This window comes from Micromonospora peucetia, from assembly GCF_900091625.1.
Taxonomy (GTDB): domain Bacteria; phylum Actinomycetota; class Actinomycetes; order Mycobacteriales; family Micromonosporaceae; genus Micromonospora; species Micromonospora peucetia.
This window is the reverse complement of sequence record NZ_FMIC01000002.1, coordinates 1162068-1187208: the sequence shown is the minus strand read 5'-3', so window position 1 is coordinate 1187208 and position 25141 is coordinate 1162068. Positions and strand designations below refer to the sequence as shown.

Annotated in this window: 26 protein-coding genes; 17 read left to right on the top strand and 9 right to left on the bottom strand. The window is 71.5% G+C overall.

Annotation, left to right across the window (positions count from 1 at the left end; translation table 11 throughout):
• Nucleotides 1–944 precede the first annotated feature (944 nt).
• Both GA0070608_RS05555 and GA0070608_RS05550 read right to left on the bottom strand, forming a co-directional pair.
• Nucleotides 945–1418: a hypothetical protein gene (locus GA0070608_RS05555; protein ID WP_091622795.1), complete on the bottom strand. Its 474-nt coding sequence runs from the start codon at nt 1416–1418 to the stop codon at nt 945–947.
• Nucleotides 1419–1562: 144 nt separating this feature from the next.
• The gene (locus tag GA0070608_RS05550) at nt 1563–1772 is read right to left on the bottom strand and encodes an acyl-CoA carboxylase subunit epsilon (protein ID WP_091622792.1); all 210 of its coding nucleotides are present in this window, start codon (nt 1770–1772) and stop codon (nt 1563–1565) included.
• Between the two features lie 80 nt (nt 1773–1852).
• On the opposite strand from GA0070608_RS05550, the gene GA0070608_RS05545 reads away from it, so the two are divergent.
• Both GA0070608_RS05545 and GA0070608_RS05540 read left to right on the top strand, forming a co-directional pair.
• Nucleotides 1853–3775: a serine/threonine-protein kinase gene (locus tag GA0070608_RS05545; RefSeq protein ID WP_091634366.1), complete on the top strand. Its 1923-nt coding sequence runs from the start codon at nt 1853–1855 to the stop codon at nt 3773–3775.
• Between the two features lie 90 nt (nt 3776–3865).
• Nucleotides 3866–4096: a hypothetical protein gene (locus GA0070608_RS05540; protein ID WP_091622787.1), complete on the top strand. Its 231-nt coding sequence runs from the start codon at nt 3866–3868 to the stop codon at nt 4094–4096.
• Nucleotides 4097–4167: 71 nt separating this feature from the next.
• Here GA0070608_RS05540 and GA0070608_RS05535 read toward each other — a convergent pair whose 3' ends face one another.
• Nucleotides 4168–4713 carry a Uma2 family endonuclease gene (locus tag GA0070608_RS05535; protein ID WP_245715706.1) on the bottom strand — a complete coding sequence of 182 codons (546 nt, stop codon included), beginning with the start codon at nt 4711–4713 and terminating at the stop codon, nt 4168–4170.
• Nucleotides 4714–4814: 101 nt separating this feature from the next.
• Here GA0070608_RS05535 and GA0070608_RS05530 point away from each other — a divergent pair, with 101 nt between their 5' ends.
• The 3 genes from GA0070608_RS05530 to GA0070608_RS05520 all read left to right on the top strand — a co-directional run bounded on the left by GA0070608_RS05530 (nt 4815) and on the right by GA0070608_RS05520 (nt 7044).
• Nucleotides 4815–5558, top strand: coding sequence for a M50 family metallopeptidase (locus tag GA0070608_RS05530; protein ID WP_091622783.1), 744 nt, complete (start codon nt 4815–4817; stop codon nt 5556–5558).
• 75 nt (nt 5559–5633) lie between these two features.
• Nucleotides 5634–6134: a SigE family RNA polymerase sigma factor gene (locus GA0070608_RS05525; protein ID WP_091622778.1), complete on the top strand. Its 501-nt coding sequence runs from the start codon at nt 5634–5636 to the stop codon at nt 6132–6134.
• Nucleotides 6127–7044 carry a hypothetical protein gene (locus tag GA0070608_RS05520; RefSeq protein WP_091622775.1) on the top strand — a complete coding sequence of 306 codons (918 nt, stop codon included), beginning with the start codon at nt 6127–6129 and terminating at the stop codon, nt 7042–7044. Before GA0070608_RS05525 ends, GA0070608_RS05520 begins: the two co-directional genes overlap by 8 nt.
• Before the next feature lie 50 nt (nt 7045–7094).
• On the opposite strand, the gene GA0070608_RS05515 is transcribed toward GA0070608_RS05520, so the two are convergent.
• The gene (locus GA0070608_RS05515) at nt 7095–8678 is read right to left on the bottom strand and encodes an acyl-CoA carboxylase subunit beta (protein WP_091622771.1); all 1584 of its coding nucleotides are present in this window, start codon (nt 8676–8678) and stop codon (nt 7095–7097) included.
• Between the two features lie 105 nt (nt 8679–8783).
• On the opposite strand from GA0070608_RS05515, the gene GA0070608_RS05510 reads away from it, so the two are divergent.
• Both GA0070608_RS05510 and GA0070608_RS05505 read left to right on the top strand, forming a co-directional pair.
• Nucleotides 8784–9659 carry a biotin--[acetyl-CoA-carboxylase] ligase gene (locus tag GA0070608_RS05510; protein WP_091622768.1) on the top strand — a complete coding sequence of 292 codons (876 nt, stop codon included), beginning with the start codon at nt 8784–8786 and terminating at the stop codon, nt 9657–9659.
• A gap of 189 nt (nt 9660–9848) precedes the next feature.
• A complete protein-coding gene (locus GA0070608_RS05505) occupies nt 9849–10421 on the top strand; it encodes a PH domain-containing protein (RefSeq protein ID WP_091622765.1) in 573 nt (190 codons plus the stop codon).
• Nucleotides 10422–10472: 51 nt separating this feature from the next.
• Here the strand turns inward: GA0070608_RS05505 and GA0070608_RS05500 are convergent, their stop codons facing one another.
• Nucleotides 10473–11219 (bottom strand): GtrA family protein, encoded by a 747-nt coding sequence (locus tag GA0070608_RS05500; RefSeq protein ID WP_091622762.1) that lies wholly within the window; start codon nt 11217–11219, stop codon nt 10473–10475.
• 64 nt (nt 11220–11283) lie between these two features.
• Complete coding sequence (locus GA0070608_RS05495) at nt 11284–11817, bottom strand: GtrA family protein (protein ID WP_323135708.1); 534 nt, start codon at nt 11815–11817, stop codon at nt 11284–11286.
• A gap of 395 nt (nt 11818–12212) precedes the next feature.
• Between GA0070608_RS05495 and GA0070608_RS05490 the strand changes: the two genes are divergently transcribed.
• From GA0070608_RS05490 to GA0070608_RS05475, 4 genes are all read left to right on the top strand, one after another.
• Complete coding sequence (locus GA0070608_RS05490; protein WP_091622753.1) at nt 12213–14054, top strand: phosphoenolpyruvate carboxykinase (GTP); 1842 nt, start codon at nt 12213–12215, stop codon at nt 14052–14054.
• 43 nt (nt 14055–14097) lie between these two features.
• The gene (locus tag GA0070608_RS05485) at nt 14098–14958 is read left to right on the top strand and encodes a hypothetical protein (RefSeq protein WP_091622750.1); all 861 of its coding nucleotides are present in this window, start codon (nt 14098–14100) and stop codon (nt 14956–14958) included.
• Nucleotides 14959–15330: 372 nt separating this feature from the next.
• Entirely contained in the window at nt 15331–16494 is a 1164-nt protein-coding gene (locus GA0070608_RS05480; RefSeq protein ID WP_091634356.1) for a geranylgeranyl reductase family protein, read from the top strand.
• 31 nt (nt 16495–16525) lie between these two features.
• The gene (locus tag GA0070608_RS05475) at nt 16526–17296 is read left to right on the top strand and encodes an isoprenyl transferase (protein ID WP_091634348.1); all 771 of its coding nucleotides are present in this window, start codon (nt 16526–16528) and stop codon (nt 17294–17296) included.
• A gap of 265 nt (nt 17297–17561) precedes the next feature.
• On the opposite strand, the gene otsB is transcribed toward GA0070608_RS05475, so the two are convergent.
• The 3 genes from otsB to GA0070608_RS05460 form a co-directional block, all read right to left on the bottom strand.
• Nucleotides 17562–18386 carry a trehalose-phosphatase gene (gene otsB, locus GA0070608_RS05470; RefSeq protein WP_091622745.1) on the bottom strand — a complete coding sequence of 275 codons (825 nt, stop codon included), beginning with the start codon at nt 18384–18386 and terminating at the stop codon, nt 17562–17564.
• Nucleotides 18387–18486: 100 nt separating this feature from the next.
• Nucleotides 18487–18840, bottom strand: a complete 354-nt coding sequence (locus GA0070608_RS05465; protein ID WP_091622742.1) for a hypothetical protein — start codon at nt 18838–18840, stop codon at nt 18487–18489.
• Between the two features lie 163 nt (nt 18841–19003).
• A complete protein-coding gene (locus GA0070608_RS05460) occupies nt 19004–19444 on the bottom strand; it encodes an XRE family transcriptional regulator (RefSeq protein ID WP_091634345.1) in 441 nt (146 codons plus the stop codon).
• 264 nt (nt 19445–19708) lie between these two features.
• On the opposite strand from GA0070608_RS05460, the gene GA0070608_RS05455 reads away from it, so the two are divergent.
• The 6 genes from GA0070608_RS05455 (at nt 19709) to GA0070608_RS05430 (ending at nt 25102) form a co-directional block, all read left to right on the top strand.
• Nucleotides 19709–20053 carry a hypothetical protein gene (locus tag GA0070608_RS05455; protein ID WP_091634341.1) on the top strand — a complete coding sequence of 115 codons (345 nt, stop codon included), beginning with the start codon at nt 19709–19711 and terminating at the stop codon, nt 20051–20053.
• 31 nt (nt 20054–20084) lie between these two features.
• Nucleotides 20085–20450, top strand: a complete 366-nt coding sequence (locus tag GA0070608_RS05450) for a hypothetical protein (protein WP_091622738.1) — start codon at nt 20085–20087, stop codon at nt 20448–20450.
• A 379-nt stretch (nt 20451–20829) separates the two neighbouring features.
• Nucleotides 20830–22245, top strand: coding sequence for an RNA 5'-3' helicase PhoH2 (gene phoH2, locus GA0070608_RS05445; protein ID WP_091622735.1), 1416 nt, complete (start codon nt 20830–20832; stop codon nt 22243–22245).
• A 277-nt stretch (nt 22246–22522) separates the two neighbouring features.
• Entirely contained in the window at nt 22523–23221 is a 699-nt protein-coding gene (locus GA0070608_RS05440; protein ID WP_091622732.1) for an aggregation-promoting factor C-terminal-like domain-containing protein, read from the top strand.
• Nucleotides 23222–23333: 112 nt separating this feature from the next.
• The gene (locus tag GA0070608_RS05435) at nt 23334–23987 is read left to right on the top strand and encodes a rhomboid family intramembrane serine protease (RefSeq protein WP_091622729.1); all 654 of its coding nucleotides are present in this window, start codon (nt 23334–23336) and stop codon (nt 23985–23987) included.
• A gap of 146 nt (nt 23988–24133) precedes the next feature.
• Nucleotides 24134–25102, top strand: coding sequence for an NAD(P)/FAD-dependent oxidoreductase (locus GA0070608_RS05430; RefSeq protein ID WP_091622726.1), 969 nt, complete (start codon nt 24134–24136; stop codon nt 25100–25102).
• The last annotated feature ends 39 nt before the right edge of the window (nt 25103–25141 follow it).

Sequence of the window (25141 nt, the reverse complement as noted above, 5' to 3'; positions counted from 1 at the left end):
GTTGACCGGCCGGCTGCTAGGACCAGGTTGACCGATCGGCAATCCAGAGATCCCGTGTCCAGGTCGCACGCTTGGTGGCATAGCAGGCATCGGTCCGCTGCCGGAGCCAGTGGGGAGGCCGGGTGGAGTTGCACCTGGCATCGCGGGATTGATTGGAGAGGGCGCTAGACCGGGTTTGACCTCGCCGAGGACAGGCCCGACGTTACGGGGGGTTGGTGCGGAGACCTGTCGCGTGTTCGTGGTTGGCCGGGCAACGGACGAAGTAGTCGAACTTGACAACGGCACGGGAACGACGGGCGGAATTACCGGAGCGCCTGAACCGGCGCCTCCGTAGACATCGGAGTTGGGCTGGTCCGCTTCAGGTGAAGGCTTAGGCCTAGGCGGCGGTTGACGGAGCATTACTTGGGCTTGTTGGAGTTCGCCGCTGAGGCCGTACATGATGCCGCGTGCCTGGACGTTGAGCCGTTCCAGGTCGGCGTCCGTGACCGGGCGATCGGGGACCCGGCTGCCCATGGCCGCCTTCGGGTCGGCGAGGGTCGCGTCGTACGTCTGCTTCTCCTGGAGCTTGACGGCGTACGCGTCGTAGACCTTCTTGAGTTCGGCGCGGGTGGCGCTGATGGCCTGTGTGGCGGCGGAGAGCGCGGTGTAGTTGGCGCTGGCGGCGTCGTGTGTGCGCTGCACCTTGTCGATCAGCTCGTCCAGCTCCCGGACGTACGCCCGGGCGGCCTGGTTGGTCTCCGGGGGCCAGGCCTCCGCCAGCCCACGGCGGTATTCCTGGAGCCGGCCGAGGTGCGTGCGAGCGAGCTCGCAGACCTTGCGCCAGCCGGCGACCTGCTTCCAGTGGTTGGTGGTGTCGTGGTCCTGGAGGCAGGCCCACATGCTGGCGACGTCCATCAGCCGCCAGTCGGTGAGAGCGGACGTGCGACCGCCGGTGCCCCGTTCGATCACGGCAACACCACTGGTCCCTGCACCTGCCCTGGCACGGGATCCGGCCCGGTGGGATCGCGTAGCACCGGGGACGCGCCGCGAGGCGCTGCGGGGGCCGGGTTGGCGAGTGCTCGCTCGACGTCGATCACGCGCGCCGAGGCGAAGGCGTCGGACCCGGTGTAGCGGGTGGCGACGGTGCCGGCGGCGACGGCCAGGTGGCCGGTGGCGTCGCGGACGCCCCACACCATGTCGGTGGCGGCCTGCTGGGTCTCGTGGTGTGCTCGCAGAAAATTGACCAGCTCGATGAAGGCGTCGGCGGGATTGGGCACCGGCGCGGTCATGTCCTCGGCGATGTACGACAGGTGCGGGGCGTAGTTGCGTTCCACCTCGGCCTGGAGTTTGTCGGCGAACTCGCGGAGCTGGCGGATGTCCGCCTCGATGCCGCCGTAGCCGTGGAGCCAGGACGCTGGAAGGTCCTCCTCGGGGATCATCGATCCTCCCTACCCGTCACTGCGCCGTTTCCCTGAGTGAGGTTAATGGGTCTCCGGGGCTGTCGGCAGCCCCGCCCCGGCACTCACCGGCCACCCTGCGTGTGTGCATCGGCACCGAGCTGCGGTGATCCGTACCGGAAAAGGTCAGCGGGGCAGGCCGGAGGCCCGCCACGCGCCGGGGCCGGCGACCGCCGTTCCGACGGGCCGGCCGCTGCGGGCCCAGGCGGACGCGGCGACCGGCGGGGTCGCGGCGGCCGGGCGGGAGCGTACGACGATCGCGCCCACCAGCGCGGCCAACTCCTCGGCGGTGGGGATCCCACGGACGACCCGGAACAGCGGCTCTTCGGCAGACATGCCGCCAGCGTACGTGCCGTGAACCGTACAGTGGCGTGCCGGCGGTGTGAGTGTCGTCGGCTCCGGGTACCGTCTGGGCGATGTCGAACGCGCTGCCCCAACTCGTCGCTGACCGATACCGGCTCCTCTCGCCGCTCGGTCAGGGCGGCATGGGTCGGGTGTGGAAGGCGCGCGACGAGGTGCTGCACCGGGACGTGGCGATCAAGGAACTGGTCCCGCCGCCCAGCCTCACCGACGAGGAACGCCGCGAGATGCGGGAGCGGTCGCTGCGCGAGGCCCGGGCCATCGCCAGACTCAACCACATCAATGTGGTCCGCGTCTTCGACGTGCTGCGCACCGACGGCGACCCGTGGATCGTCATGGAGTACGTAGCGTCGAAGTCGTTGCAGGACACCCTCGCCGAGGACGGCCCGGTGACGCCGGCCCGCGCCGTGGAGATCGGCCTGGGCGTGCTGGCCGCGCTGAAGTCGGCGCACAAGGCCGGTGTGATGCACCGCGACGTCAAGCCCGGCAACGTGCTGCTCGGTGACGACGGCCGGGTGGTGTTGACCGATTTCGGCCTCGCGACGATTCCCGGCGACCCGAACGTGACCCGTACGGGCATGGTGCTCGGGTCGCCCGCGTACATCTCGCCGGAACGGGCCCGAGAGGGCACCGCCGGGCCGGAGGCAGACCTCTGGTCGCTGGGCGCCACGCTCTACGCCGCCGTCGAGGGCAAGTCGCCGTACGCGCGGCCGTCGGCGATCTCCACCCTGGCGGCGCTCGCCACGGAGCCGATGCCGCCGCCGAAGAACGCCGGGCCGCTCAAGCCGGTGCTCAACGGCCTGCTGCGCAAGGACCCGAACGAGCGGATCACCGCCGAGGTGGCGGAGCGGCTGCTGCGTCGCGCCGGCGGTAAGCGGACGCGCACCATCCCGCTGCTCGACGGCGTACGCCGGCCGGGGCCGAATGGTCCGCGTGAGCCGCGCCCGCCGCTGGTGCCGGCGCCGCGTCCGGCCGAGGGACGGTCCGACAAGCCGGTCAGCCCGCCGGCACCCCGCGCGCCACAGGCGGTGGCCGGTGCCGCCGCTGCCGCTTCCGCCGCCGAGGACGCGACCTCGGTGGTCTCCTCGGACCTCGCGCCGACCGCCAAGGTCGGACCGTCGAGCTCGGACACGGACCCGACGGCGAAGGTCGACGCCCCGAAGCCGGCACTCGACGACACGAGGACCGAGCCGGTGGAGTCGGCGCCGCGGAAGCCGGCGAACCCCACCTCGGTGATGCCCGCGCCGGTGAGCCCGCCGTCCGGCCGGGCGACGGTCGTCCCGTCCGACGACACGAAGCCGGACAACACCCGGCGCAACGTGCTGATCGGCGTGCTGGTCGCGGTGCTGCTGATCGGCCTGGTGGTGGTCGTGCCGATGCTGACCAGCGGCGACGGTGGGGGCGGCGGCGGTGGCCCGCAGGCCGACCCGACCAACGCCGCGACCTCGCAGCCGCAGTCCTCCGCGCCGGCCCCGCCCACGAGCGCCGCGCCGAGCCCGACACCGTCGGCCACCCCCTCCACCGATCCGAACGCGCTGCCGGCGGGTTGGAAGCTGCACAAGGACCCGGCAGGTTTCGCGTTGCCGCTGCCGGCGACCTGGGTGCGCCGTAGCGCCGGAGCCGACACCGTTGTCTTCGACGAGCCCGGCGGAGTGGGTGAGTTGTTGGTGCAGTGGACCTCCTCGCCGAAGTCGGACGCGTACGCCGACTGGAAGCGGAACGAACCGAGCCGCAAGAGCCGGGTGAACAACTACCAGTACCTCAGCATCGAACGCTGCGACTATTGGAAGACCTGCGCGGACTGGGAGTGGCTGGAGACCCGCGACGGGACCCGGATCCACGTCCGCAACCGGGGCTTCGTCACGGCCAAGAATCGCGGTTACGCCCTCCGCTGGGAGGTCGCCGAGAAGGACTGGCAGGCCAACCTGGCCAACTTCGACCGGATCGCGAAGGGCTTCGTGCCCGACCGCCAGGACTGACCCGCGGGATTCGCGCCGCTGCGAGATCGATCCGCATGACCTTCCGTCGTACGGGGTATCTGACCCTCACGACGGAAGGGAGGGTACGACATGGGATACCGACTCAGGGACGCCCGGCCTCGAGTGGCACTGTGGATGCTCGTGGCCCTCGGCGACATCGTCCTGCTGCTCGTCAGCGCCGGCCTGCCGGTGCTGTACGCGCTGATCAGCGTCGTCACCGTCACGCTTGCCGGGGTGGGTGCCCGGCGGTTCGCCCGGCGTAACGCGCTCGCCCGCGACAACGCGGTGACCGTTCCCGTGTCGGCCCGACGGCGAGCCTGACGCCCGAGACGGTGGCGTGGCGGGCAGCCGGACCAGTTGACGACCGCCGTTGGAGGCGCTGAAGGTGCCGCTCAGCGGAGCATGGCCGGGTCGACACGCCAGCGGATCGGCTCGGCCAGGCTGAGTTCCTCGCCCGGCTTCGCGACCTGATCCTCGACGTAGTGCGCGCCGTCCAACCGGTGCAGCCGCAGCGAGTGGCCGGCCCCGTCCTGCTCGACCAGCAGGTACCACGGGATCCGGGCGATCGCGTAGAGCTGCATCTTGACCAACCGGTCGGCGGCGGCATTCCCCGACGAGACGATTTCGCAGACGAGGGCGACCTCGGCCGCCTCGACCACGGTGCCCTCGTCGTCGGTGTCGGCCACCACCACGTCGGGGATGACGAGGCGGTCGACGCCGAGCCGGACGTTCACCGCCTCGAAGACCGCGAGGGCTCCGGCTGCGCCGTCGAGACTGTTGGCCAGCAGCCTCGACACCCGCTGGTGCCGCTTGCTCGGGGCAGGGCTCACGATCAGGCTCCCGTCGAGCAACTCGATCCGGTTCGAAGTCTCGCCCATGGCGAGGTACTCGGCCTCTGTCCACAGGCCGATGTGGGGTTCCAGGGGTGCGGCGCTCACCGGCGTCCACCTCCCGCTCCGATCGCCACCAGGTCAGCTTCACACGATACGGACCGACGAGGGCGCAGCGACACAGGTCGGGGCCGGTAGGCTCGCGCCCCATGGTGTCGATCGACGGGCTCGGCGGTCTCTGGGACAAGCTGTTCGCGGCGCAGCCGGACCCGCCGCCCCTGCTGGTGTTGCTGACGGCCGCTGTCGCGCTGGTGGTGGTCTCCACCCGGGTGCCCTGGCGGATCGCCCGCAACGCCGTCACCATCGCCCACGAGGGCGGGCACGCGCTGGTCGCACTGCTCACCGGCCGCCGGCTGCACGGCATCCGGCTGCACTCGGACACCTCCGGGCTGACCCTCTCCGCCGGGCGGCCCACCGGCCCGGGGATGATCCTCACCCTGCTCGCCGGCTACATCGCCCCGCCGCTGGTCGGGCTGGCCGGCGCGTGGCTGCTCGGCGGCAACCGGATCACCCTGCTGCTCTGGGTGGCCGTGGCACTGCTGCTGGCCATGCTCGTCATGATCCGCAACGTCTTCGGAGTGCTCTCGCTGCTGGTCACCGGCGGGGTGGTGCTCGCCGTCTCCTGGTATGCCGAGCCGCAGGTGCAGGCGGCGTTCGCGTACACCGGGGTGTGGTTCCTGCTGCTCGGCGGGGTGCGGCCGGTGGTGGAGCTGCAACGGCTGCGCTCCCGGGGCCGGATGCCCGCCTCCGACGCCGACCAGCTGGCCGGTCTCACCCCACTGCCCGCGTTCTTCTGGGTCACCGTCTTCGCCCTGGTCAACCTGGTCGCCCTCGGCGTCGGCGCGCTGCTGCTCGCCGGACCGATCCTCACCGGGGCTGGCATCACGCTCTGAAAATGGTCGACTGACCGGGCAACCGGTGGCCCCGCCGGGCGCGTGTTCCCTGCGACCGCCACGGGGAGGTAGCAGTTGCCGGACGTCGACGAGTTCGACGAGTTCTACCGGGGCAGCCGGCAGCGGCTGCTCGGGTTCGTCTACGCGCTCACCGGTGACCTCGCCGAGGCACAGGACGCCGTGCAGGAGGCGTACATCCGGGCCTGGCAGCGCTGGTCGACGGTGAGCACGTACGAGGAGCCGGAAGCATGGGTGCGGGTGGTGGCCAGCCGGATCGCGGTCAGCCGGTGGCGCAGCCTGCGCAGCCGGGCCCGCGCCTACCTGCGGCACGGCGCCAGCGAGAGCGTGCCCGGCCCGGACACCGCGACCGTCGAGGTGGTCACCGCCCTGCGCCTGCTCCCCGAGGAGCAGCGCACCGCCATCGCCCTCTACTACCTGGTCGGCCTGCCGGTCGCCGAGGTGGCCCGGCAGACGGCCGCCCCGGTGGGCACGGTCAAAGCCCGACTCTCCCGGGGGCGCACCGCGCTCGCCGGGCTGCTCGCCGTCTCTGACCTGGAGGAGGGCGCTGATGCGTGACGAGATGACGTTGATCGAACAGGTGCACCGGGACCTGCGCGACGTCCGCTGGCCGGAGCCGGCGGAAATCCGGGCCCGGGCCCGCAGACGCGGCAGGCGTACGGCGTTGACTGCGGCGGTCGCGGTGCTCGTCGTGATGTCGGGTTCCGCGTACGCGGCAGCCGGACGGTCGGTATCGCCGTCACCCCTGGTCGCCGCCGCCTCGGTGTCTCCGGTGAGCGTCGCGCCGGGCGAGATCCCGCCGGAGGCCCTGCTCGCCCCCCGGGACGTGCCCCTGAAGACCGGTGTGCAGCTCGGTGAGACAGGCATCGTGGCGCCGGTACGGCTCGACCCGGTGCTGGAGGCCTGCGGCCGAGCCCGGGGGGTGCCGTCGGACGCACCCACGTCCCGTTATTCACGGTCCCAGACCCTGCTCTGGGCGCCGGTCGACCCGACGTTACGACATCCGGCGCTCACCCAGGACGTCTACCGGGTCGATCCGGGCCAGGGACGGCTGATTTTCGGCCTCGTCGGGATGCTGCTCAACGCCTGTGCGGAGTGGCAGTTCACCGGGCCCACGTTCCTGGGCGGCCATCCGGTGGCATCCGTCGAAACGCACCGGTGGGAGACGCCGGTCAGCGGCTTCGCCGGTGACGAGTCCGTGATGCTGCGACACGAGTCGCTGGTCCCCCCGCGCAGCCAGGCTGGTGGGAAGGCGGTGGCCGCGACCCCGTCGGTCGAGGTCACCATGGTGGTGCGGGTCGGCGACCTGGTCACCGTGGTCGCGACCGGCCCGGACACCGTCGTGGACACCGTCGCGGAGCCGGTCGACGACGTCCGCCCCGGCCGTGGCCTCAGTCACGCCGACCTGGAGGCGCTGGGCAGGACCGCGGCACGCCGGATGTGCGCGGCGGCGAACCCCGGCTGCTGAGCGGAGATCCCCGCCTCCACGAACGGACGCGGGGATCTCCGGAAACGCCCCTACAGCGGGATGTTGCCGTGCTTCTTCGGGGGCAGGGTCTCGCGCTTGGTGCGCAGCACCCGCAGCGCGCGGACGATCTGGGCGCGCGTCTCGTGCGGCGCGATGACGCTGTCCACGTAGCCGCGCTCCGCCGCGATGTACGGGTTGGCGAGGGTGTCCTCGTACTCGGCGATCTTCTCGGCCCGCACGGCGGCCGGATCCTCGGCGCCGGCCAGATCCGAGCGGTAGAGGATATTCACCGCGCCCTGCGCGCCCATCACCGCGATCTGCGCGGTCGGCCAGGCGAAGTTCAGGTCAGCGCCGAGGTGCTTGGAGCCCATCACGTCGTACGCCCCGCCGTAGGCCTTGCGGGTGATGACGGTGACCTTCGGGACGGTGGCCTCGGCGTACGCGTAGATGAGCTTCGCGCCCCGGCGGATGATGCCGTCCCACTCCTGGCCGGTGCCGGGCAGGAAGCCGGGGACGTCCACGAAGGTCAGCACCGGGACGTTGAACGCGTCGCAGGTGCGCACGAACCGGGCGGCCTTCTCCGAGGCGGCGATGTCCAGGGTGCCGGCGAAGTGCATCGGCTGGTTGGCGACCACGCCGACCGGCCGGCCCTCGACCCGGCCGTAGCCGACGACCATGTTCTGCGCGTAGAGCGGCTGGACCTCCAGGAACTCGCCGTCGTCGAGGACGTGCTCGATCACCCGGTGCATGTCGTACGGCTGGTTCGACGAGTCGGGGATCAGCGTGTCCAGTTCCCGGTCCTCCTCGGTCACGTCGAGGTCGGCCGGGGCGTCGAAGACCAACGGCTCGTCCAGGTTGTTCGACGGCAGGTAGGACAGCAACGCCTTGACGTAGTCGATCGCGTCCTGCTCGTCGGTGGCGAGGTAGTGCGCGTTGCCGCTGCGCGCGTTGTGCGTACGGGCGCCGCCCAACTCCTCCATCCCCACGTCCTCGCCGGTGACCGTCTTGATGACGTCCGGGCCGGTGATGAACATGTGCGAGGTCTGGTCGACCATCACGGTGAAGTCGGTGACAGCCGGGGAGTAGACCGCGCCGCCGGCACACGGGCCCATGATCAGGGAGATCTGCGGGATGACGCCGCTGGCCCGTACGTTGCGGAAGAAGATCTCGCCGTAGAGGCCGAGTGAGGCGACGCCCTCCTGGATGCGCGCGCCGCCGGAGTCGTTGATGCCGACCACCGGGCAGCCGATCTTCATGGCCAGGTCCATCACCTTGACGATCTTTTCGCCGAAGACCTCGCCGAGGGAGCCGCCGAAGACGGTGAAGTCCTGGGCGAAGACGCAGATCTGCCGGCCGTCGATGGTGCCGTAGCCGGTGATGACGCCGTCGCCGTACGGGCGGGTCTTCTCCAGCCCGAAGTTGATGGACCGGTGCCGGGCCAGTTCGTCCAGCTCGACGAAGGACCCCTCGTCGAGGAGCATCTCGATCCGCTCGCGGGCGGTCTTCTTGCCCCTCGCGTGCTGCTTCTCGACCGCTCGTGCCGACCCGGCGTGCACCGCCTCGTCGACCCGTCGCTCCAGGTCGGCCAGCTTGCCCGCGGTGCTGTGGATGTTGATCCCGGTCTCGGTAGTCACCCTGGGAATATAACGATGGTTCAGGCCGGCGCCGCTGTGCAGTTCGCCTCAGCCCGACCCGCGACGCCTCCGGGCGGCTGGCCGGGCTGGCCGTAGGCTGACGGGATGCCGGGCTCCCCGTACACCGATCTGGACCGCCCGCCGCTGTCGGCGGCGCGGCTGCGGCGGGCGCTGGTCGCCCCGCACGGGCCCTGGACGCGGCTGGAGTTGCGCGCCGAGACCGGCTCGACCAACGCGGACGTCGCCGAGGCGGCCCGGGCCGGCGAGCCGGAGGGCCTGGTGGTGGTCGCGGAGCGGCAGACCGCCGGGCGTGGTCGGCGCGGCCGGGCCTGGCAGTCGCCGGCCCGGGCCGGCATCGCCGCCAGCGTGCTGCTCCGCCCGGGGGAGGCCGACGCCGAGCGTGGTTGGCCGCCGGCACCCCAGACGGGGTACGGCTGGCTGCCGCTGCTCGCCGGCGTCGCCCTGGTCGAGACGGTGACCCGGCTGGCCGAGCTGGACGCTGGACTGAAGTGGCCGAACGACCTGCTGGTCGGCGACGCGAAGTGCGCCGGCATCCTCGCCGAGGCGGTGCCGGGGCCCGAGCCGGCCCGGCCGCCCGCGATCGTGCTCGGTATCGGCCTCAACGTCACGCTCCGCGCCGACGAGTTGCCGGAGAACCCGACGGGGCTGTCGGCGACCTCCCTGCAACTGGCCGGCGCGGCGGCCACCGACCGGGACCCACTGCTGCGGGCGCTGTTACGCGGGATCGCCGACTGGTACGGCGAGTGGCGCGCGGCCGGCGGGGACGCGGTCGCCAGCGGCCTGCGCGACGCCTACCTGGCGGCCTGCGCGACGATCGGCCGGCGGGTACGCGTGCTGCTGCCCGGCGGCGAGGAACTCACCGGCACCGCCACCGACATCGACACCGACGGCCAACTCCTGATCACCACCCCCACCACCACCCGCCCCCTGGCCGCCGGCGACATCCTCCACCTCCGCTAAACCCCTCCCTCCCTCCCTCCCTCCTCCTCCGGCGCCGATCTTGCAGTTGTTGCCCCGGCGTAAGGGGTGAAAGCCGCGAAACGGGGGCTGAAAGTGCAAGATCGCGGGGGTCGGCCCGCCGCGCGGCTGATCCCCCGGCGGGAGGGGAGCGGTTACGGTCAGCGCGTCCGTTTCTGCGAGGAGGTTCCTGTGGCGTTCCCCGATGACGTGCTCACCGAGGACGAGCATGTCGTACTGCACCTGCACCCGCACTGGAAGGCGTTGATCCGGCCAGCCGCGGTGCTCGTGCTCGCCGTCGCGGCGGTGGTGGCCGGCGTGGTGCTGCTGCCGTCTGGCGGAGGCGGCTCGATCGCGCTCGCCGTCATCGGCGGCCTGGCGCTGCTGGCGGTGCTGTGGCTGGCGCTCTGGCCGTTCCTGGTCTGGCGGACCACCCACTACCTCTTCACCGACGAGCGGGTACTGCTCCAGCAGGGGGTGCTCTCCCGCGATCGGCGAGACATCCCGCTGACCCGGATCAACGACCACGCGATGAACCAGCAGTTCGTGGAGCGCCTGCTCGGCTGCGGAACGCTGACCATCGAGTCGGCCGGCGAACGCGGCCAGTCCGTTCTGCACGACGTGCCGAAGGTCGGTCAGGTCCAGACCAAGCTCTACGAGCTGGTGGAGGCCCACCACGACAAGCACTCCCTCGGCGACAACGAGATGCGCGACATCCTGGCGGACCTGCACGAAGGCAAGCCGCTGCGCGACCCCACCGCCTGACCCGTGGGCACCCCCGGTCGGCCGGCCGGGCGTGCGGCGGGCCAGCGCGGGTCAGCGGCGGGGCGGTCGGCGGCTGGAGGCCTGGAGTTCGGGGGCCAGTTCCGCTTCCAGTTTCCGGTCGAGGGAGCCGCCGAGGCCGGAGCCGAGCGGGGCGGGGCGCCCCTGGACCGGGGCCCCCGGGCCCGCCGCCGACGCGGGGGAGGGGCCGGTCGCGGTGCGGGGAACGCGCCGCCCGGTGCCCGGCGGTGGCTCCGACTCCTCCAACTCGGAGATCGACTCGGCCAGCTCGGCCACCGGATCCATCTCGGCCATCGTGTCCCACTCGTCGCGCGGGATGCTGTGCCAGGTGTCGGCCGCGTGGGCGGGCGTCGGTTGGAAGACGAACGTCCGGTAGGACCAGAAGCGGAACAGCGTCGCGAGCAGCACGCCGGCGGTCTTGGCCACGTTGAGGGCCAGCAGGCTGTTCAGGCCCAGCCCGTACTTGGCAGCGGCCAGGACGCCCAGTTCGATGAGTAGGCCAGCCCCGTTGAAAAGGAAAAATAGGGCATACTCGCGCCGCATTGCTGATTTCGGGCGGTCCCGGTACGTCCAGTGACGATTCATGAGATACGACGTGATCGTCGCCACCACCGTCGCGATGACCGTCGCCTTCAGCTGGCCGTCGACGAAAACGGTCAGTGCGAGTGCATTGAACACGGCGTAATTGATTACGGTGTTGACGCCGCCGACGATTCCGAACTTGAGCGCCTCGTGGATGAACTTCTGCCAGCGCTCAGGCAGCAGACGGACAAGACGCATGCGGAACACCTTAGGGCAGTGGGCGGGGCCGGCAGGCTCCGGCCGGGACGAGGTGGGCGGCAGGTCACGCCCGGTGGTCTCGGTCGTGCTTCTCTTCCGGAACGGTCGGGGTTCCCGCTTCCACGAAAACGAACCGTCGGTAGGACCAGAACCGGAACAGCGTCCCGAGCCCGGTGCCGACGACGAAGCTGGCGATGTTGTCAGCCAGCGGGGTCTGGAACACCTCCGGCCAGATGCTGCCCAGGCCGTAGCGGCTGATCGCCAGGCAGGCCACGGCGATCCCCAGGCCGACCGCGTTGAAGAAGAAGAACAGTGCGTACTCGCGGGCCGGGTTGGAGCGCCTGCGGTGTCGCCACGTCCAGAACCGGTTGCCGAAGAACGCCACGGTCGCCGCGATCACCGTCGAGATGGTCTTCGCGGTGACCTGCTCGACGCCCCGCACGCTCGTCAGGTAGTTGAAGAGCGCGAAGTCGATCAGAAAGGCGATCCCGCCCACGGTGGCGAACTTGCTCAGCTCGCGGACGAGGTGGCCGAAGCGGTCCACCAGCGAGCGGGCCAGACCCGTGCGGGTCTGCGGGGAACCTGGCTCCCCGGTCATCGTCGCGGCCACGACGCGAGCCTACCGGCTGCGGACATCCCGCACGGGTAGCAACGACGCACGGGCCCACAGGGTGTGCGTCTGTGGACAGAGCGTAACGAGGTCAGGGCGACATCCGGGTCCGTTCGCGGGTTCCGGCGACGGGCCGCGGCCGGCTCGGCCGGCGAGGGTTTCCCCAAGATTTGCGTGAAACTGCGCGTGAAAGCGGGTATTAGCTCGTGATGCCGCAGCGTGACCGCACCTTGTGCAGTTCTTCACAACCAGTCCCACTGACTGGCGACCGCACCCGGTTTACGCTGAGGCCAATCCCAGGTTTCCACGAAGGCGACGCATAGCGCCGTCAAGACTCGTGCATCCCATAGATCGGTCAGCGTCGACCACCAAGGAGATGTGTCATGGTTGCTCCGGCTACCGTTCGGGGTATCGATCAGGCCCCGACGTCCCACCCCAAACTGCTCGCCTGGGTCCGTGAGGTCGCTGAACTGACCACCCCCGACCGCGTCGTCTGGGTGGACGGGTCCGACGAGGAGTGGCGTCGCCTCACCGACGAGCTGGTCGAGGCCGGCACCCTGATCCGGCTCAACCCCGAGAAGAAGCCCAACTCGTTCTACGCGCGGACCGACCCGACCGACGTCGCCCGGGTCGAGGAGCGCACCTACATCTGTTCCGTCGACGAGGCGGACGCCGGCCCCACCAACAACTGGATGGCGCCGGCCGAGATGAAGCGGACGATGACGGAGTTGTACCGCGGTTGCATGCGCGGGCGCACCATGTACGTCATCCCGTTCTGCATGGGCCCGGTCGAGGCCGAGAGCCCCATGTTCGGTGTCGAGATCACCGACAGCCCGTACGTGGTCGCCTCCATGCGCATCATGACCCGGATGGGTGCGAAGGTCCTGGAGGCCATGGGCGACGACGTGGACTTCGTCCACGCGCTGCACTCCATCGGCGCCCCGCTCGCCCCCGGCCAGCAGGACGTGGCGTGGCCGTGCAACGAGACGAAGTACATCTCGCACTTCCCGGAGAGCCGGGAGATCTGGTCCTTCGGCTCGGGCTACGGCGGCAACTCGCTGCTCGGCAAGAAGTGCTACTCGCTGCGGATCGCCAGCGTGATGGGCCGCGACGAGGGCTGGCTCGCCGAGCACATGCTGATCCTCAAGATCACCTCGCCGGAGGGGAAGGTCTACCACATCGCCGGCGCCTTCCCGTCGGCCTGCGGCAAGACCAACCTGGCCATGCTGGAGCCGACCATCCCGGGCTGGAAGGTCGAGACCATCGGCGACGACATCGCCTGGATGCGCTTCGGCCCCGACGGCCGCCTCTACGCGGTCAACCCGGAGTACGGCCTCTTCGGCGTCGCGCCCGGCACCGACTGGAAGACCAACGCCAACGCGATGCGGACGCTGGACCGCGGCAACTCGGTCTTCACCAACGTGGCCCTGACCGACGACGGGGACATCTGGTGGGAGGGCATGGGCGAGCCGCCGGCGCACCTGATCGACTGGAAGGGCAACGACTGGACGCCGGAGAGCGACAGCCTCTCCTCGCACGCGAACAGCCGGTTCTGCACCCCGATCACCCAGTGCCCGATCCTCTCCGATGACTACTACGACCCGAACGGCGTGCCGATCGACGCGATCCTCTTCGGTGGTCGCCGCCGGGACACCATTCCGCTGGTGACCGAGGCCCGCGACTGGGTGCACGGCGTCTACATGGGCGCGACGCTCTCCTCGGAGACCACCGCTGCCGCCTCCGGCGCGGTCGGCGTCGTACGGCGCGACCCGATGGCGATGCTGCCGTTCATCGGGTACCACGCCGGTGACTACTTCCGGCACTGGATCGAGATGGGCAAGGGCACCGACGGCGACGAGGCCAAGCTGCCGAAGATCTACTACGTCAACTGGTTCCGCAAGGACCCGGAGGGCAGCTTCCTCTGGCCGGGCTTCGGCGAGAACTCCCGGGTGCTCAAGTGGGTCGTCGAGCGGATCGAGGGGCGCGCCGAGGCGGTGGAGACTCCGGTCGGCATGGTCCCGGCCCAGGACGCGCTCGACATCGAGGGCCTGGACATGACCCCGGAGGACGTCCGGATCGCGCTGAAGGTCGACCCGGAGGAGTGGCGCAAGGAGCTCCCGCTGGTCACCGAGTGGTTCGAGAAGTTCGGCGACAAGCTGCCGGGCGTGCTCTGGGCCGAGTTGGACGCGCTGCGCGCCCGGCTCGACGCGGAGCCGCAGCGCTGAGGACAGGTGTGACCGACGCCCCGACGGGGCATCATCGGATCCCATGAGGACGGCCGCCGTGACCGAGGTCCGGCGGCCGTCCGCCGTCCGGGCGCTGACCACGCTGCTCGCGCTGACCGCGACGGCCACCGTCGTGGTCGAGCTGCTCAACTGGTGGTACGCCCCGGAGCAGGGCTTCGGGCTGGCGGTGCGGACGGGCTGGGCAATGCTCCGGTCGCTCGGCTTCCTGCTGTTGATCGGGCATGTCCGTCGGGGCCGGACGGTGGCCCGGCCGTTCGGGCTGATCCTGGCGGTGACCACGGTCTTCGCGGTCGGCCGGCTGATCGTGCCCCGCCAGGGGGTGCCGCCGCTGCCGGGGCTGCTCGGGTTTGCCCTGCTCACCGGGCTCTGCGTCGCCGTGGTCTGGCTGCTTTACCGCTCGCCCGCCGTGTCCGGGCACCTGGTCCGCCACCGGCCCCGGCTGGTCATCGACCGAGACGGCATCTCCTGGCGGGAGACCCCGCCCCGCCAGCCGGAGGTGAGCGGTTGGCTGCTCACCAGCCGGGCCGCGGCGTTCACCTACAGCCCGCTCATGCTGGTCCCGGCGTTGGTCGCCGGCGGCGCGGTGCTGGACGACCGGCTGGCCGCCGTACCCGCCGTGCTGTTCTGGTTCGGCGCCGGGATCGTGACCAGTTACGCGGTGCTCTTCTGCACGGCCTTCCTCATGCGCGGCAAGGGCTGGGCCCGCACACTGCTGGTGGCGGTCACCGCGGTCGTGCTCGCCGTCGACCTGCCACTGTGCTGGTGGCTGCTCGGCCCGGACGGGCTGGTCCGCGACGGCGGCCCCCTGCTCGCCGCCGCCGCGTTGACGCTCTACGGCCTGAGGCGCGCGACCCGTGCCGAACGGGCCGCTCCGGCGGCGTAGGCCCGTGGCGGTCACCGCGGTCGGGTGGCCGAGATCGCGGCTAGTGGGTCGGAGCTTCCTGCCCGTCTGTGCGGGCAGCATCAGCACCGGAAGAGCAGCCCGACGACGAACTGCGCGGGTTGCCGGGCTCGACAGCGCCCGCGCTCTCGGTATCCGCGTCAGCGCGACATGGATCCGACACGACCGGATCTCCCCCGGCGACCCGCGTCGAGAGCACACGGATCGCGTCCCCGATGTGGGTCGGCCCGCCGGGTGCATGTAGCACCGGGCGACCTGACGTGCCGGGCGGGTTTCGGCACGGTGGGTGTGTCCGGCGGCAGGATGGCCGGAGGAGCCGGACCGGCGGTGGGAGGTGACGCGGTGGGACGCGACATGGTGGGACGCGACACGGTGGGACGCGACGAGTTCGACGTGGTGGTGGTCGGGGCCGGTCCGGCCGGGTCGGCCGCTGCGCTGGCGGCCCGCCGGGCGGGGGCGAGTGTGCTGCTGCTGGACCGGTCCGACTTTCCTCGGGACAAGGCGTGCGGGGACGGCATCGCGGCGCACGCGCTGGACGTACTGGACGAGCTGGGGGTGTCCGACGCGGTGGCCGGGCACGCGCCGCTGCCGGCGCTGCGACTGGTCGGGCCGGGCGGTGGCACGGTGGCCCGGGCGCTGCCCCGGCCGGCGTACACCGTGCCCCGGCGGGTCTTCGACGCCCGGCTGGTGGTGGCGGCGGTCGCGGCTGGCGCGCAGCTGCGCCGGCACGTGGTACGTCACATTGAGGTACGGGCCGATCGGGTGGTGCTCGACGGTGGGCTGACGGCGCGGGCGGTGGTGGGCGCGGACGGCGCCGGGTCCATCGTCCGGCGGGTGCTCGGGCAGCGGCCGAATCCCGACCGGCACCTGGCGCTCGCCATCCGGGGGTACGCCCCTGCCCTGCCCGGCCCGCCCGAACAGCTCATCGTCACATCGGCGCCGCGTTGGCCGGCGTACGCCTGGTCGTTCCCGATCGGGAACGGTCGGGCGAACGTCGGGTACGGGGAGGTGCTGCGGGGCGAGCCGCTGACCCGGGCACACCTGGTCGACCGGCTCGGCGCGTTGCTGCCCGACACGGACCCGACCACGGTCACCGACCTGCGGGCCCACCACCTGCCGCTGTCGACGCACCGCCCGTCCCCCGGGCTCGGCCGGGTGGTGCTCGCCGGGGACGCGCTTTCCCTGATCAACCCGTTCACCGGCGAGGGCATCTTCTACGCGTTGCTCTCCGGAGCGCTCGCGGGCGCGGCGGCGGCCGGCTCGCCCGAGCAGGCCGCCCGGCGGTACGCGGACGGGCTGCGCCGGCGGCTCGGCACCCACCTGCGGCACAGTTCGCTCGCGGCGTGGCTGGCCCGGCACCGGCGGGTGGTCGACGCGGCGGTCCGCGCTGCGCGTCGGGACGAGCGCGTCTACCGGGCGGTGGTCGAGCTGGGGCTGGGTGACGGACGGCTCGACGCTCGCACACTGGGCATGATCGGCATCGGTCTGTCGGCGCGGGAGCGCACTCCGAGGCGGTGATCCGCCGGGTATGTCGCTACGCTGCAAGGTGATGACTCTGCGGGACCTGATCTATTCGGTGTACGAGCGTCGCCTCACCGCGAAGCTCGCGGGCAAGCCGGTGCCCCGGCACGTCGGCGTGATGTGTGACGGCAACCGGCGGTGGGCCAGGGAGATGGGCTACGTCGACCCGAACGACGGGCACCGGATGGGCGCCGTCAAGATCAAGCACATGCTGGGCTGGTGCAACCAGGCTGGCATCGGGCACGTCACGCTCTATCTCCTGGCCACCGACAACCTGCGCCGTCCGGCCAAGGAACTCGACCCGCTGCTCCAGATCATCGAGGACCTGGTGGTCGAGCTGGCTGAGGAGGGCAACCCCTGGCGGCTGCGGATGGTCGGCGCGCTCGACCTGCTCCCGGCCTCAACCGCTGCCGCGCTGAAGGCTGCCGAGGAACGCACCCGGGACCGCAGCGGCGGGGCCGAGGTCAACATCGCGGTCGGCTACGGCGGCCGGCGGGAGATCACCGACGCGGTCCGGTCGCTGCTGCTGGAGTACGCCGCCTCCGGCGGCACCCTCGAGGAACTGGCCGAGGTGCTGGACGTCGAGCACATCGCCGAACACCTCTACACCCGAGGCCAGCCCGACCCGGACCTGGTCATCCGGACCAGCGGCGAACAGCGCCTCTCCGGCTTCATGCTGTGGCAGTCGGCGCACTCGGAGTTCTACTTCTGCGAACTCAACTGGCCGGACTTCCGGCACATCGACTTCCTGCGCGCCCTGCGCTCCTACGCCAACCGCCAACGCCGCTACGGCGCCTGACCCCACCCGCGCCCACTCGCCCACTCGCGCGCCCCGCCTCTCTCTCCCCCACCACCACCCCGCCGCCCCCTGCCCCCTGCCCCGCGGCCCCTGCCCCGTCCCCGCCTCTCCTCCGCGATCTTGCACTTCCGGCCCCACCGATGACCGTTTTGAACCTGTTTGACCGGGCGGAAAGTGCAAGATCGCGGGGCCGGGACAGGGCAGGGCCAGGGCAGGGCCGGGCGGGGCGGGGCGGGGCGGGGCGGGGTTGGGGGTTTGGGAGGGGTCAGGTGAGGTGGTGGGTGGCGGCGGTGAGGAAGTCGCCGAGGGCGGCGGGGGAGTCCAGGGTCAGGTCGGCTGCCTCCGCGACCTCGTCACCCGTCTCCGGGTTGGCGACGGCGACGCAGACGCCGAAGAAGTGTGGATCGGCGGCGGCCCGGGCCCGCAACGCGGCGAACGCCTTGATGTCGGAGACGTCGTCCCCGAAGTACCAGGCGCCCTCGGCGTCCCGGACGATCTCGCCGATCACCAGGCCCTTGTCGCCGTCGACCGGGGGCTTGAGCTCCAGCACCATCCGCCCGGCCTGGACCTTGAGCCCGAGCCGCTCGGCCTGGGCCAGGCCCCACCGCTCCACGGCCCCGCCGAGCTGCGGCGCGGTGCGCCAGTGCAGCGCCACGGAGAGCCGCTTGTATTCCACCAGCGCGCCCTCGGGCAGTTCGGCCCGGGCCAGCTCGGCCAGCTCGGCCATGGTGGGCACCCAGGGCAGGGCCGCCGGTTCCGTCACGGTCTCGCCGCCGGAGTGACTGTGCTCCAGGCCGTACAGGCCGTACAGGTCGACGCCAGTGAGGCCGCCGAGGTGGTCGCGGAGGAAGTCGACCGGGCGCGCGGAGACGATCGCGATCCGCCGGACGACCGGGGCGAGCGCCTCGATCGCGGCCAGCACCTTCGGGGCGGGGCGGACGGCGGTGGGATCGTCGTCGACCGGCGCCAGGGTGCCGTCAAAGTCGAAGAAGAGGACGGTCCCGGCCGCCCTCGCGGCGGTCGTCCGCCAGGCCTGGTCGGCGTCCAACGGGATCCTCGGTTGCTGGTTGCCCAGGTTCAACGGCGGCACGCGCCACAGCGTACCCCGGGCGGGGCGGCTCAATCCCCGGCGAGAGGTGGCGTCCGGCCGGCGCCCGGGGCGCGTGGTCGGTTTGCGGGGGGCCTGGCGGTCAGCGTTCGGCGGCTCCCCGTCCCCGCCGGCCGAACGGCACGACGGCGGCCTCCTGGCCGTGGCTGAGCAGGTAACCCTCGACGAATCCGCTGTTGCGGTCGCCGGTGCGGTCCTCGATCTCCTTCAGCCGGCCGACGAGGAAGTCGGTCAGGGCGCTGACCCGGTTGTCGAGCCGGTCGTGCAACTCGGCGACCACGGCCAGGACGACCGCAGTGCCGGCGCAGGTGAGCGCGAGGAGGTTCACGAGCAGGGGAAGCTGCCCGCCGTTGACCGCCAGGGTCACCACGTTTCCGGTCACGCCCAGTGTCAGCGACACGGTGGCGATCACGACTGCCATCCACTTCAGGGTCATGGACAGACCCCTCCTTCTTGTCCCGCAGGGCTGGGTTCGGCCTTGTCCCGTCCCCCCGCCGACGACGAGCCCAAGCAGTACGAATAGGGACGCTAGCGCGCCCGTTCCGGCCCCGGAGCGAAACGAATGAGTCTGACCTGCCGTTCTTTCGCCATCTGAGGAACTAGCCGGCCTGTTTCCCTCGCTTTCGGACATCGACCGGGAGCGTGGGGCGGTACGCGAGATATCGGATGGTTTCTCGGATGTGGAACTTCTCCGCGTCGGAGACGTCGGGGTCCACCAGCCGGCGCAGCAGGGCCTCCACGTCCGGGTCCATCGGCGGCGGGGTCGGGGCACTGTGCGGGCTGGTCGTCCGTTCCCAGCCCAGCGCGGCGAAGGCGGTGGCGGGACTGAGGCCGAGGCCCTCGCAGAACGCGACCACGCGTTCGGCCTCCGGGTCGCTCGCCCAGTCGCCCCGGACCCAGCGGTTGATGGTCTGCCGGGAGACGCCGGTGCGACGGGACACCTCGGTGCCGCTCCAGGCCCGGGTGGCCCGGGCCTCGTCGAGTGCCCTACGGACGAAGGTGGCGAAGGCGATCTTCCGTGCGTTGGCCGTCTCGGTCACCTGGTGACGGTACGACCAGCCGGCCATCGGCGCGCGTCCTGGCACGCTGTTGTCACGCGTACGTGACGTGGTCTTCGGAATGCCGGTAAACGATCCGGCACCGCTCCTGAGGGGTGTCACCTGGGCAGAGTAGATGCCCGTAGGGGCCGCGGTAAACGGACGAAAAGCTGATACTGTCACGCTCATGGGACAATCTACGGTGTGTCACGTGCATGAGACGATCAGTGCTCACATGCGTCACGCCACCGGTGCGAGGGGGGTGTGGTGACCGAGCTAGCCACCCGTGCCCAGGCCTTCGGCCTGATCGCGGCGGGGGTGGCCGCGGGCCTGAGCGCGCCATGGCGGCTCTACCTCGCCCGGGGCTGCCGCTATCTGTCGCTCAGCGTCGGCGACCGCACCGAGTGGGACGCCTGGCGGACCCACCTCGGCTGCCCCGAGCTCAGCGTCCGGGTGTACGACGCCGGTGGCGAGATCCGCCGCTCCTCGGTGGCCGAGGTCGTCGTGGACGGCTGCCGGATCAGCGTCGAGCTGGTCGAGGAGGTCAGCACCGACGACCTGGACCGGCTGCTGGTCGCCGAGCCCGCCCCGACCGAGCCGGAGGAGCGATGACCCGGCAGCCGCGGCGGCCCGGAGCCGCCGGATGAGCCCCTTCCTCGCCGTCTTCCTCGTCCTCGTCCTCGGCGCCACGAGCTATGCCGCCGGGCGGCTGCACGGTCAGCTCAGCTACCGGATCGGCTATCGGTTCGGCTACCGGCAGGGCTACTTCGACGGCGACCGGGGGGCCTGGAACCGTCGTCGCCGCGACGCCCAGGCGGCCATCGCGTCCGCCCTGGCCGGCCCGTCGCCCGGCACCACCAACCGGGTCACCGGCACCGTGGTCCGGCCCGGCACCACGTACACCGGCTCGTCGTTCTCCGCGCCGGTAGCGCCGGTAGCGCCGGTAGCGCCGGTAGCGCCGGTCGCCGGGCGGCATCCGACCGGCACCCTGGTCCGGCGGACCGGATGAGCCCGGTCGGCGGGGAGCCCGAGGCCCCGTCGGCCGGAACACAGGCGCGGTGCGGCGTCCGCGGCGGACACGCACCGTCGGGACCACGTCAGACCGGTGACGGTGGTCCCGCCGGCCGGGATGCGCGCAGGGGGCATGCATCCCGGCCGGTTCCGCCGCCGGTCCCGTTCACCAGACGGTCCCCGGAGATCCACGTTCGCCCTCTAGCCCACGGGGTCCGGCGCGGCTAGCGTCTAGGCATGGCACGGGGTTCTCCCGGGCCAGCCGGTCCGCCCGGATCTGCGACCTCGCGCACGGGGTTCCGCATCCGACCCCGTGTCCCCGGGCACCGGAGGAGGCGGAACACGGGTGGCGGGTGCCCATCCGTCGGAGCAGGCCTGTGACGACTCGCCGTACGCCCGCCGGGACCGACCAGACCCCGGCCGCGACTGCCACGACCCGCCGCGCCACCCGGAGCCGCCGCAGCGCGTCCGCCGCTCCGGTCGGCACCGAGGAGCCCCGACCAGCAGGCCAGGCGTTCGTCCTGGACACCTCGGTGCTGCTGTCCGACCCGGCGGCCTTCCACCGCTTCGCCGAGCACGAGGTGGTCCTGCCTCTCGTGGTCATCTCCGAACTGGAGGGCAAGCGACACCACCCGGAGCTGGGCTGGTTCGCCCGGCAGTCCCTGCGCATGCTGGACGAGTTGCGGGTCCGGCACGGGCGGCTGGATCGTCCGGTGCCCACCAACGACTCCGGCGGCACGCTGCGGGTGGAGCTCAACCACTCCGACGACGGCGTGCTGCCGCCGGGGTTCCGCACCGACTCGAATGATGCCCGGATCCTCTCCGTCGCGCTGAACCTCGCCGCCGAGGGGCGGGAGGTGACCCTGGTCAGCAAGGACATGCCGCTGCGGGTCAAGGCCGCCTCGGTGGGCCTGCGGGCGGACGAGTACCGGCACGGTCAGGCCAGCGACCCCACCTGGACCGGGATGACCGAGCTGGAGCTCGCCGAGGAGCAGATCGGCCAGCTCTACGCCGGCGAGTCGCTCGACCTGGACGCCGCTGCCGGGCTGCCCTGCCACACCGGCCTGGTGCTGCACTCGGCCCGGGGCTCGGCGCTCGGTCGGGTGATGCCCGACAAGTCCGTACGGCTGGTCCGTGGCGACCGGGAGGCGTTCGGGCTGCACGGCCGCTCGGCCGAGCAGCGGATCGCGCTCGACCTGCTGCTGGACGAGTCGGTGGGCATCGTCTCGCTGGGCGGGCGGGCCGGCACCGGAAAGTCGGCGCTGGCCCTCTGCGCCGGGCTGGAGGCGGTGATGGAGCGCCGCCGGCACAAGAAGGTCGTCGTCTTCCGCCCGCTCTACGCCGTCGGTGGCCAGGAACTGGGCTATCTCCCCGGCTCCGAGTCGGAGAAGATGTCGCCCTGGGCACAGGCGGTCTTCGACACGCTCGGCGCGGTGGTGCACGAGAACGTGCTGGAGGAGGTCACCTCGCGGGGGCTGCTGGAAGTGCTGCCGCTGACGCACATCCGGGGCCGCAGCCTGCACGACGCCTTCGTGATCGTGGACGAGGCGCAGTCGCTGGAGCGCGGGGTGCTGCTGACGGTGCTCTCCCGGATCGGCCAGGGCTCCCGGGTGGTGCTCACGCACGATGTGGCCCAGCGGGACAATCTCCGCGTCGGGCGGCACGACGGGGTGACCGCGGTGATCGAGGCGCTCAAGGGTCATCCGCTCTTCGCCCACGTCACCCTCAACCGTTCGGAGCGTTCGCCGATCGCCGCGATGGTGACGGATCTCCTGGAGGACATCCCGCAATGACGGTCGTTATGTAGGGTTTTGTCGGCATTCTCTTTGTGGTGCAAGTCACATTTGAGGCTGTTGGTTTCCCATCAGTCCCACTGTGCGCGATGGTGTCCCACGAGCGCCCACGTACCGAGAAGATCGTTGGTGATCGTTCGTCACAGGACACGCCAGCATCTCCACCGGGGTACGTCGGCTGTGACCGGCACCGGGTCGGGGCGCTTGCGGCGCGGACGCATCCCACCTGGAATGCCGCCCCGCGCCGTGTCCTTGCACCCGACGAAGGGACCACTTCGTGAGTCGGCTGTGGAGCCGGTTCGGCGCCCGTACGGCCGCTGTCGCGCTGCTCTCAGTGGGCGTTGCCGGCGGCGTATACCTGGGCGAAGACCGACAGACCCAGCAGCAGGGCCTGACCGCACAGGTCGGCGTCGCTGTCGAGCAGGCAGAGTTCGAGTACCAGCGCGAGCGGCAGGCCGCCCACCAGGTGCAGTCCGCGAAGCAGCGGTCCGCCGAGTACCAGGCGAAGCTGCGGGCGGCCGAGGCGGCCAAGGAGGCCGCGAAGCGCGCCCGCCAGGCCGAGGCCGCCGCCGCGTCGCGGAAGAAGGCCCGCGAGGCCGCCGCCAAGGCCGAGGCCGCCAAGGCCGCCGAGAGCAAGCCGTACGACGGGCCGATCCCGGCGTCCTGCGCCGAGTTCAGCGGCAACCGTGAGGTCGGCTGCGCCCTCATGGTGAAGGCGGGCTTCGGGATGGACCAGTTCCCCTGCCTGAACAAGCTGTGGAACAAGGAGAGCGGCTGGAACCACAAGGCCCGCAACTCCTCGTCCGGGGCGTACGGCATCCCGCAGTCGCTGCCGGGCAGCAAGATGGGCTCCGTCGCCAGCGACTGGCAGACCAACCCGGCGACCCAGATCAAGTGGGGCCTCGGCTACATCGAGGGCCGCTACGGCACGCCCTGCAAGGCCTGGGCGCACTCCCAGGACGTGGGCTGGTACTGACCGACGTTCGAGGGCGGGGTGTGTGGACGTCCACACACCCCGCCCTCGTCGTTCCGGGTAAGGATCGCCGCAGAAGTGGCGGCGGAGCCCATCACCTGATAGCTCTTGACGGGTGAACCTGCACCCGGGAAGCGGCGACCCGCACCGGTTCGGCACCGAGGCGTTCTACGCCGCGCTCGGCCGGGCCTTCGTCGCCATGTGCGCGGTGGTGCCGTTCCTGTTCCTCATCGAGGCCCTCGACCAGGGCCTCGCGTTCGGCCTCGACGCCACCGCCGGAATCATCCCGAAGCGCATCGACGGGCTCGACGGGGTCTTCTTCTCGCCGTTCCTGCACCACGGCTTCGACCACCTCTACAGCAACAGCATCCCGCTGATCCTGCTCGGCACCTTCGTGCTCGCCGCCGGTGCCCGCCGGTTCCTCTGGTCGACGCTCGTCATCATCCTGGTCAGCGGGCTGGGGGTGTGGTTCACCGGCTCGTCGACCTCCGTCGTCGTCGGTGCGAGCGGCGTCATCTTCGGCTACCTGGGCATCCTGCTGACCCGGGGCATCGTCGAACGGAGCTGGTGGAACTTCGCGGTCTTCCTGCTGGTCGGCCTGCTCTACGGCTGGCAGCTGGTCGGCATCCTCCCCACCGACGAGCGGATCTCCTGGCAGGGGCACCTGTTCGGGCTGCTCGGCGGGGTGGTCGCCGCGATCATCTTCCGCCGCCGCCGGGGCGACCTCGGCGGGCCGTACCGCTCGGAGTCCACCCTCACCATGCCCTGACCCGCACGAAGCCGGCGGGCCGACCGGCCGGCGCCGACGCGCCGGTGTCGTGCGATCCGGTGGGACATGCTTGCCCGGGGGCACCGCCGACCCTACCGTCGGAATCAGCACGCGTTGATCCGTGAGCGGAAAGCGACGGTACGCCCATGCGCGAGGTCGATGTCGCGGTGATCGGGGCCGGTCCGGCCGGGCTCTTCGCGGCGTACTACGCCGGATTCCGCGGGCTCTCCGTCGCGGTCGTCGACGCGCTGCCCGAGCCCGGCGGTCAGATCACCGCCATGTACCCGGAGAAGCTGATCCACGACGTGGCCGGCTTCCCGGCGGTCAAGGGGCGGGACCTGGTGGCCAACCTCGTCGCCCAGGCGGCTCCCTTCGACCCGTGCTACCTGCTCGGCGCGCGCGCCGAGAAGCTCTCGTACGCCGACGGGCGGCCGGTGCTCGGTCTCGCCGGGGGCGAGCAGCTCCGGTGCGGGGCAGTGATCGTCACCGGTGGGCTGGGCAGCTTCACGCCCCGCCCGCTGCCGGTGGCGGAGCACTTCGTCGGCACCGGGATCGTCTACTTCGTACCGCAGCCGACGGAACTGGCCGACCGGGACGTGCTGATCGTCGGCGGCGGCGACTCCGCGTTCGACTGGGCGTCGACGCTCCAGCCGCTGGCCCGCTCGGTGACGTTGGTGCACCGGCGGGAGAAGTTCCGGGCCCACGCCGCCACCGTCGCCCGGGTGCTGGAGCTGCCGGTGCGGGTGATCGTCAACGCCGAGGTGACCGGGCTGTACGGCGACGGCGCGGTCACCGGGGCCGAGATCACCGTACGCGGCGGCGCGGCGGAACTGCTGCCGGTGGACACGGTGGTGGCCGCCCTCGGCTTCACCGCCGACCTCGGCCCGCTGGCCGGGTGGGGGCTGCGGTTGGACCGCCGGCACATCCTGGTCGACAGCGCGATGGCCACGAACCTGCCCCGGGTCTTCGCGGCCGGCGACATCACCGAATACCCGGGCAAGGTGCGGCTGATCGCGACCGGCTTCGGCGAGGCCGCCACGGCGGTCAACAACGCGGCGGTGGCCATCGACCCGAGCGCGCACCTGTTCCCCGGGCACTCCTCCGACGGCACCTGACGCACCGGTACCGGATGCTGCCCCGGCCGTGCCCAAATC

What these genes read in the sequence shown, in the direction of transcription:
- GA0070608_RS05510 (WP_091622768.1), top strand. Translation starts at nt 8,784, where the DNA reads ATGCCGGGCTCCCCGTACACCGATCTGGACCGCCCGCCGCTGTCGGCG.
- GA0070608_RS05465 (WP_091622742.1), bottom strand. Translation starts at nt 18,840, where the DNA reads ATGACCCTGAAGTGGATGGCAGTCGTGATCGCCACCGTGTCGCTGACA.
- GA0070608_RS05555 (WP_091622795.1), bottom strand. Translation starts at nt 1,418, where the DNA reads ATGATCCCCGAGGAGGACCTTCCAGCGTCCTGGCTCCACGGCTACGGC.
- GA0070608_RS05430 (WP_091622726.1), top strand. Translation starts at nt 24,134, where the DNA reads ATGCGCGAGGTCGATGTCGCGGTGATCGGGGCCGGTCCGGCCGGGCTC.
- GA0070608_RS05485 (WP_091622750.1), top strand. Translation starts at nt 14,098, where the DNA reads ATGAGGACGGCCGCCGTGACCGAGGTCCGGCGGCCGTCCGCCGTCCGG.
- GA0070608_RS05545 (WP_091634366.1), top strand. Translation starts at nt 1,853, where the DNA reads ATGTCGAACGCGCTGCCCCAACTCGTCGCTGACCGATACCGGCTCCTC.
- GA0070608_RS05450 (WP_091622738.1), top strand. Translation starts at nt 20,085, where the DNA reads ATGAGCCCCTTCCTCGCCGTCTTCCTCGTCCTCGTCCTCGGCGCCACG.
- GA0070608_RS05530 (WP_091622783.1), top strand. Translation starts at nt 4,815, where the DNA reads ATGGTGTCGATCGACGGGCTCGGCGGTCTCTGGGACAAGCTGTTCGCG.
- GA0070608_RS05520 (WP_091622775.1), top strand. Translation starts at nt 6,127, where the DNA reads ATGCGTGACGAGATGACGTTGATCGAACAGGTGCACCGGGACCTGCGC.
- GA0070608_RS05495 (WP_323135708.1), bottom strand. Translation starts at nt 11,817, where the DNA reads ATGACCGGGGAGCCAGGTTCCCCGCAGACCCGCACGGGTCTGGCCCGC.
- GA0070608_RS05480 (WP_091634356.1), top strand. Translation starts at nt 15,331, where the DNA reads ATGGTGGGACGCGACACGGTGGGACGCGACGAGTTCGACGTGGTGGTG.
- GA0070608_RS05550 (WP_091622792.1), bottom strand. Translation starts at nt 1,772, where the DNA reads ATGTCTGCCGAAGAGCCGCTGTTCCGGGTCGTCCGTGGGATCCCCACC.
- GA0070608_RS05475 (WP_091634348.1), top strand. Translation starts at nt 16,526, where the DNA reads ATGACTCTGCGGGACCTGATCTATTCGGTGTACGAGCGTCGCCTCACC.
- GA0070608_RS05540 (WP_091622787.1), top strand. Translation starts at nt 3,866, where the DNA reads ATGGGATACCGACTCAGGGACGCCCGGCCTCGAGTGGCACTGTGGATG.
- GA0070608_RS05490 (WP_091622753.1), top strand. Translation starts at nt 12,213, where the DNA reads ATGGTTGCTCCGGCTACCGTTCGGGGTATCGATCAGGCCCCGACGTCC.
- GA0070608_RS05500 (WP_091622762.1), bottom strand. Translation starts at nt 11,219, where the DNA reads ATGCGTCTTGTCCGTCTGCTGCCTGAGCGCTGGCAGAAGTTCATCCAC.